Below are 4,729 nucleotides of genomic sequence, written 5' to 3' on the forward strand. Positions count from 1 at the left end.
GCTCACTTTTCCTAATGGCCGCCATTAGACTTTTCCTCCTAATGGACAATCTGGGTTTAATGCCTTCATTATATAGTATCCTCCTGAGTGTTCTTCTTCGTCTGCCCTAAGGACAAGCGGTTATTAATAAGTGCATGTCGTAAGCGTCGCCACCCCGCCATAACTCTTAGTTGCCGTCACACTGTTATGGTTGCTTGATGTATAGTATGGCCCGCTCATCGTGACAGGGTCTAACAGGTAATGAAAGTCTACAACGGTGAGCGCGTTAGCGCCCAGTGCCGTATTGTACTCCGCGTCGGTCACACTCACCCCCATCTCTAATGTGTTGGCGTCAGTTAATTCCATCGCCCCATTGACAAGTTTGACAGATACCGTGCCGTTTGTTTGAGGCGCTGTAATTGTGCCGGCAACCGAATAGTGGCCGTTTCCAAAGTCTTTTATTGATAACCTGTGATACCCAAGAACTCCACTTCCATTGTGAGCGTCAGCCTGCCAACAATACGTCCCCGGAGCTATCCCCGCCTGCGCCTGTGTGTTTAGAATCAACACACCTGCTAACACTACCATCAGTAATGCCATTGCCTTAAGTCCCTTCATTGAAGTCCTCCTGTTGATTTCCGGCCAGCCAGCCGTTATTGTGAGTTAATACCTATGTCCGAAGCATCCCCATTGTAACGCAATGTGGAACTATCTATCAATGACTTTTGTCACAGGTGCGAATTCCTAAATCCACCATCTACCACAAGTTTTACCGCCTCTTCTCTAAACTCCTTCGTGTACTTCCCGTTCGGGATCCTCTCCATTGAACACCTCCTTTGAGTTTCTTATTTTACTCTATTTTGGTGTCCACTTTTTCCATCTTACCTCACTTGCCCTGACTACATTTTTTTGGATTATTTGATTAACTGGTGCCACAGGCCGCGTGAATAAAGTATTCAACATTGCCCTTTTGGCCTTTTATAGCGCTCTCACAAACCCCTAAGACTATCAGGCCGCATGACAGGAAAAACTCCTTCATCCCGTCAACGACACAGAGCCGCTTGCCCTCTTCCCTTACGATACCACCCTTGCCGACCTCACCCTTGCCGACCTCAAACTGTGGTTTTATCAGGGCGGCAATAATCCCATCAGGGCGGAGAAACTTCAAAACCGGCGGCAGCACCAGCCGCAGCGATATAAAAGATACATCTATTACGGCCATATCTATGGCGCAGGGAATCTGTTCTCTATCCAGGTAGCGAATGTTCGTCCGCTCAATTGGGACAACACGAGAATCTGTTCTGAGCACCCATGCAAGCTGCCCATAGCCGACATCAATGGCATATACCCTGGCAGCGCCTCTTTTGAGCAGGCAATCGGTAAACCCGCCCGTTGACGCGCCGACATCCATTACGGTTTTTTCTGTAACGTCAATTTTAAACTCATCAAGGGCATAGGATAGTTTCAGCCCTGCCCTGCTTACAAACGGCGCTTGGGGTTCTCTTATGATAATCTCAGACGACTCGTCAACTGTTTGTCCGGCCTTGTCAATGGGCAGACCGTTGACTAAGACCTTATTTTCCATAATAATGGCCTTTGCCCTCTCTCTGGAGTGTGCAAGGCCCCGTTGTGTTAGTATTACATCGAGTCTTCTCTTCATGCCTTTGTACGGGTGTTCATAATGAAATAGCAATTAAATTGGATGTGTTCCAATAATTAATCCAATTCATCCAAAATAGAGCGTACTGTTGACAAAGTCATCATAAGCGTCATCGGCTGCAATGGTGACTCTGCAAAACCACGAGATAAATAGAAACGCTTGGCTTGTTCTGATAACGCATGAACCATGAGCGCGAATATACCAGCATCGCCGGAAACGTTGACGGCTCTAATCATGGCATCGCGTAACAGTGCGCGGCCAAGTCCTTGATTATGATAACGACGGTCAATCGCTAAGCGGCCAAGCAATAGCACCGGCAATGGATCGGGCATATTGCGCCGCATTGCCTTAGTTACCGATTCATACCTGATTGCTCCTGCTGACAAGCTATAATAGCCGATAACGTCTGCACCGTGGCAAATGACAAAGCAACGTGAGGCTCCTGAAGCATGGTTTTTGAGTGCCCGCTTTTTCAGCCATTCATCCAGTGATGGCTCTCCGCATTCAAAACCGTCAAGGACATGAGCGGCTGAAATTGGTAATGGGGGCGTTAGAACAAAAGCTGTCATTTATCCCAAGGGGCTTTTGTCCTGAGCAATCGGCGTAGCCTGTCGGTCGGCGGCAATGGCTTGTCAAGCATCGCCTGAAACGCAGCGAAAGTGCCAGCGTTGACCGTGAAAAACGCCTGATCAAGCAGCACATCTTCTGCCTCACGGCACGCAACGCCAAGCATAAAATCTGACCGACTACGGCCAAGCAGTTCGGCAGCTTGGTCTATAAGATCGCGTTGTTGTGCTTTGGCTCGTATGTTAATAGATACGGCTTCTTTCCCTTGTGCCTGTGTCATAGGACACCTCCTGATATTCCTTTACAATACACTATTGTATAGAATATATCAATACAAATATGAAGACTACGGTGGTCTATGCCAGAAGATATTTTAGTGTCTTCACCATTTTGTATAGGTTCAGAGCGTAAAATATCAATAAAACAATCTGCATCCTTATACGTTGTCCAGTAATTGGAATGTGTCCCTGTATCTTCTGTTATCTTCCCTGTTATTTGGAGCCAGATAGCCATCAGCGTTCAACTGACCTTGACGATTTTCGGCCTCATCTATTTGACGTCTTCAAAGAAGGTAATGGGAAAATATGCAAACTCCACGTCAAACAAGATATCACTATTCATTATGGCCGCAATAGTAACCGCGCTCAATATTTTTCTTATAATTGATAGCATTAAATAGATAAGGCGCATGGATTTACGTGTCTAACTCCTGATATAATAAATGAAGCCGACAATGGAGGATGAAAATGAGAATCCTTAGTGAGCAGTTCATTATAGACGATAAAGGGAAACGCACAGGTGTGATTTTTTCAATAGAAGACTACGAGAAAATCCTTGAAGAGTTCGAAGAGCTGGAATGTATAAGAGTCTATGATGCGGCAAAAGCGTCGGGGGACGAGGCAATACCATTAGACCAAGCTATCAGGGAAATTGAAGCAGAGCGGAAGTGAGTTACAATGTTTTCATTTTAAGGAGGGCACAGAAAGAGCTTTCCGGTTTAAGCGGAGATGTGTTTAGTGATATTAAACAATCAATACAGTCACTTGGACATGAGCCAAGGCCGCTCGGCTGCAGAAAATTATCAGGCAGAGAGGGTTGGCGTATTCGGATAGGCAATTATCGCATTATTTATGAGATTGATAATGAAAGAAAAGATGTCACTGTTTTGGATATAGGCCATAGGAAAGATATATACCGGTGAGGAAGGGGGATAGATATGACAGAAAAAAACGACACCTTATTTAATCAGTATAGCTTGAGTGATGTTCTTAGAAATAATCTTGCAACCGCGAAGGATTATATTGAAGGAATCCCACCCGAACAGTTTAACAACTCATCAGATGACGAATTGATTGAACATGTTTATTCAAGGCAGGAAGTGTCCCCGCTTGAGCTACATGTTGACGCTAAAGAAGCGTACATTGAAAATACAAAAGTTGATACACGCAATTATCCCGATCAATCTATCGACATAGGCCATCTCGTTGAGGCTCACGCCCGAAATATCACCATATCAATACCGTTTTCTGGAGAAGCGCAATTATGGGAATGCCAGCCAAGCCTATGGAGTAGTAGTCCACCAAACGGCACTATCCGAAAAACAGGCCATCTTGATATTGATTACTCGCCTCTCTGACGAGACTGATGCAAAAGCTTCAGAAGATGAGATTGCCATGCAAATAGCTCGCATCAACGAATGGATCGCTTGTTCCAGAGAAGACATAGAAAGTCACAACAAAAAACTTAAAAATTGTATCAAAGGTAATGTTACAGACAGGCGAAAGAGGCTTGGTGATAATGAGAAGTTTATATCATCCTTGAACATCCCTTTGAAAAAAAGACTAGGAGCGCCAGGCCTTACTCCAATACCGCTAAGGATCAGGGAAGTTAAACCGTTAACATCTAAGAAACAACAGCCTGAATACGGCATAAGCGACGAGGACTTTGAGTATATCCTGAAGGTTATACGTCATGGGGGTAGAACCTATGAAACCGCGCCTGAAACATTTGCAATACATGGCGAGGATGGCTTGAGAGATATTACCCTTGCAATACTTAACAGTCATTTTGAGGGTGCAGCCACAGGGGAGACGTTTCGCAAATTTGGAAAGACCGATATAAAGATTGAATCTGACAATAGAGCTGCTTTTGTTGCGGAGTGCAAGTTATGGAAAGGGGAAAAGGAGGTATCCAAGGCCATAGATCAGCTATTATGTTATCTTACATGGCGTGATTGCAAGGCGGCTCTTGTTATCTTCAACAAAGACGCCGCCAAGTTCTCTGACATTCAAAAAAAGATTCCAGACATAATTAAAGGACATCCCAAGTTTATTCGACCGATAATAGTCCCCGAAGGTGGAGAATGGCGCTTTATTATTAAATCTCAAGAGGACGATGAGCAACATATAACCCTTCACGTATTTCTCTTCAATCTTTACGTCGGTAAATCATAGCCAATCAGCAGGAGAATCGTAAGCGTCTAAATAACTACACCCGTTGATTTCCCTGCGAGGGCATCCCTAT

The 4,729-nt window shown here is 44.8% G+C and carries 8 protein-coding genes; 4 read left to right on the forward strand and 4 right to left on the reverse strand.

Going from position 1 to position 4,729, the window contains the following annotated elements; all coding sequences use genetic code 11:
* Window positions 1-123: 123 nt before the first annotated feature.
* From AB7D94_RS16460 to AB7D94_RS16475, 4 genes are all read right to left on the reverse strand, one after another.
* Window positions 124-597: a hypothetical protein gene (locus AB7D94_RS16460; protein ID WP_420267140.1), complete on the reverse strand. Its 474-nt coding sequence runs from the start codon at window positions 595-597 to the stop codon at window positions 124-126.
* A 304-nt stretch (window positions 598-901) separates the two neighbouring features.
* Window positions 902-1,639 (reverse strand): TlyA family RNA methyltransferase, encoded by a 738-nt coding sequence (locus tag AB7D94_RS16465; protein ID WP_420267142.1) that lies wholly within the window; start codon window positions 1,637-1,639, stop codon window positions 902-904.
* A 56-nt stretch (window positions 1,640-1,695) separates the two neighbouring features.
* Window positions 1,696-2,208: a GNAT family N-acetyltransferase gene (locus AB7D94_RS16470; RefSeq protein WP_420267144.1), complete on the reverse strand. Its 513-nt coding sequence runs from the start codon at window positions 2,206-2,208 to the stop codon at window positions 1,696-1,698.
* Entirely contained in the window at window positions 2,205-2,486 is a 282-nt protein-coding gene (locus AB7D94_RS16475; protein ID WP_420267146.1) for a type II toxin-antitoxin system TacA family antitoxin, read from the reverse strand. The genes AB7D94_RS16470 and AB7D94_RS16475 overlap by 4 nt, the downstream gene beginning before the upstream one ends.
* A 466-nt stretch (window positions 2,487-2,952) precedes the next feature.
* Here AB7D94_RS16475 and AB7D94_RS16480 point away from each other — a divergent pair, with 466 nt between their 5' ends.
* Genes AB7D94_RS16480 through AB7D94_RS16495 form a run of 4 tightly spaced genes read left to right on the forward strand, consistent with a single transcriptional unit; the run spans window position 2,953 to window position 4,659 of the window.
* Entirely contained in the window at window positions 2,953-3,156 is a 204-nt protein-coding gene (locus tag AB7D94_RS16480) for a hypothetical protein (protein WP_420267148.1), read from the forward strand.
* The gene (locus AB7D94_RS16485) at window positions 3,153-3,407 is read left to right on the forward strand and encodes a type II toxin-antitoxin system RelE family toxin (protein ID WP_420267150.1); all 255 of its coding nucleotides are present in this window, start codon (window positions 3,153-3,155) and stop codon (window positions 3,405-3,407) included. Before AB7D94_RS16480 ends, AB7D94_RS16485 begins: the two co-directional genes overlap by 4 nt.
* Window positions 3,408-3,422: 15 nt before the next feature.
* Window positions 3,423-3,842: a hypothetical protein gene (locus AB7D94_RS16490; RefSeq protein WP_420267151.1), complete on the forward strand. Its 420-nt coding sequence runs from the start codon at window positions 3,423-3,425 to the stop codon at window positions 3,840-3,842.
* On the forward strand, window positions 3,817-4,659 hold the full coding sequence (locus AB7D94_RS16495; protein WP_420267153.1) for a hypothetical protein: 843 nt from the start codon (window positions 3,817-3,819) through the stop codon (window positions 4,657-4,659). The genes AB7D94_RS16490 and AB7D94_RS16495 overlap by 26 nt, the downstream gene beginning before the upstream one ends.
* Window positions 4,660-4,729: the final 70 nt, after the last annotated feature.

The sequence above is a fragment of the Candidatus Magnetominusculus dajiuhuensis genome (assembly GCF_046044395.1).
In the GTDB taxonomy this organism is placed as follows: domain Bacteria; phylum Nitrospirota; class Thermodesulfovibrionia; order Thermodesulfovibrionales; family Magnetobacteriaceae; genus Magnetominusculus; species Magnetominusculus dajiuhuensis.

What these genes read in the sequence shown, in the direction of transcription:
- AB7D94_RS16460 (WP_420267140.1), bottom strand. Translation starts at nt 597, where the DNA reads ATGAAGGGACTTAAGGCAATGGCATTACTGATGGTAGTGTTAGCAGGT.
- AB7D94_RS16465 (WP_420267142.1), bottom strand. Translation starts at nt 1,639, where the DNA reads ATGAAGAGAAGACTCGATGTAATACTAACACAACGGGGCCTTGCACAC.
- AB7D94_RS16470 (WP_420267144.1), bottom strand. Translation starts at nt 2,208, where the DNA reads ATGACAGCTTTTGTTCTAACGCCCCCATTACCAATTTCAGCCGCTCAT.
- AB7D94_RS16475 (WP_420267146.1), bottom strand. Translation starts at nt 2,486, where the DNA reads ATGACACAGGCACAAGGGAAAGAAGCCGTATCTATTAACATACGAGCC.
- AB7D94_RS16480 (WP_420267148.1), top strand. Translation starts at nt 2,953, where the DNA reads ATGAGAATCCTTAGTGAGCAGTTCATTATAGACGATAAAGGGAAACGC.
- AB7D94_RS16490 (WP_420267151.1), top strand. Translation starts at nt 3,423, where the DNA reads ATGACAGAAAAAAACGACACCTTATTTAATCAGTATAGCTTGAGTGAT.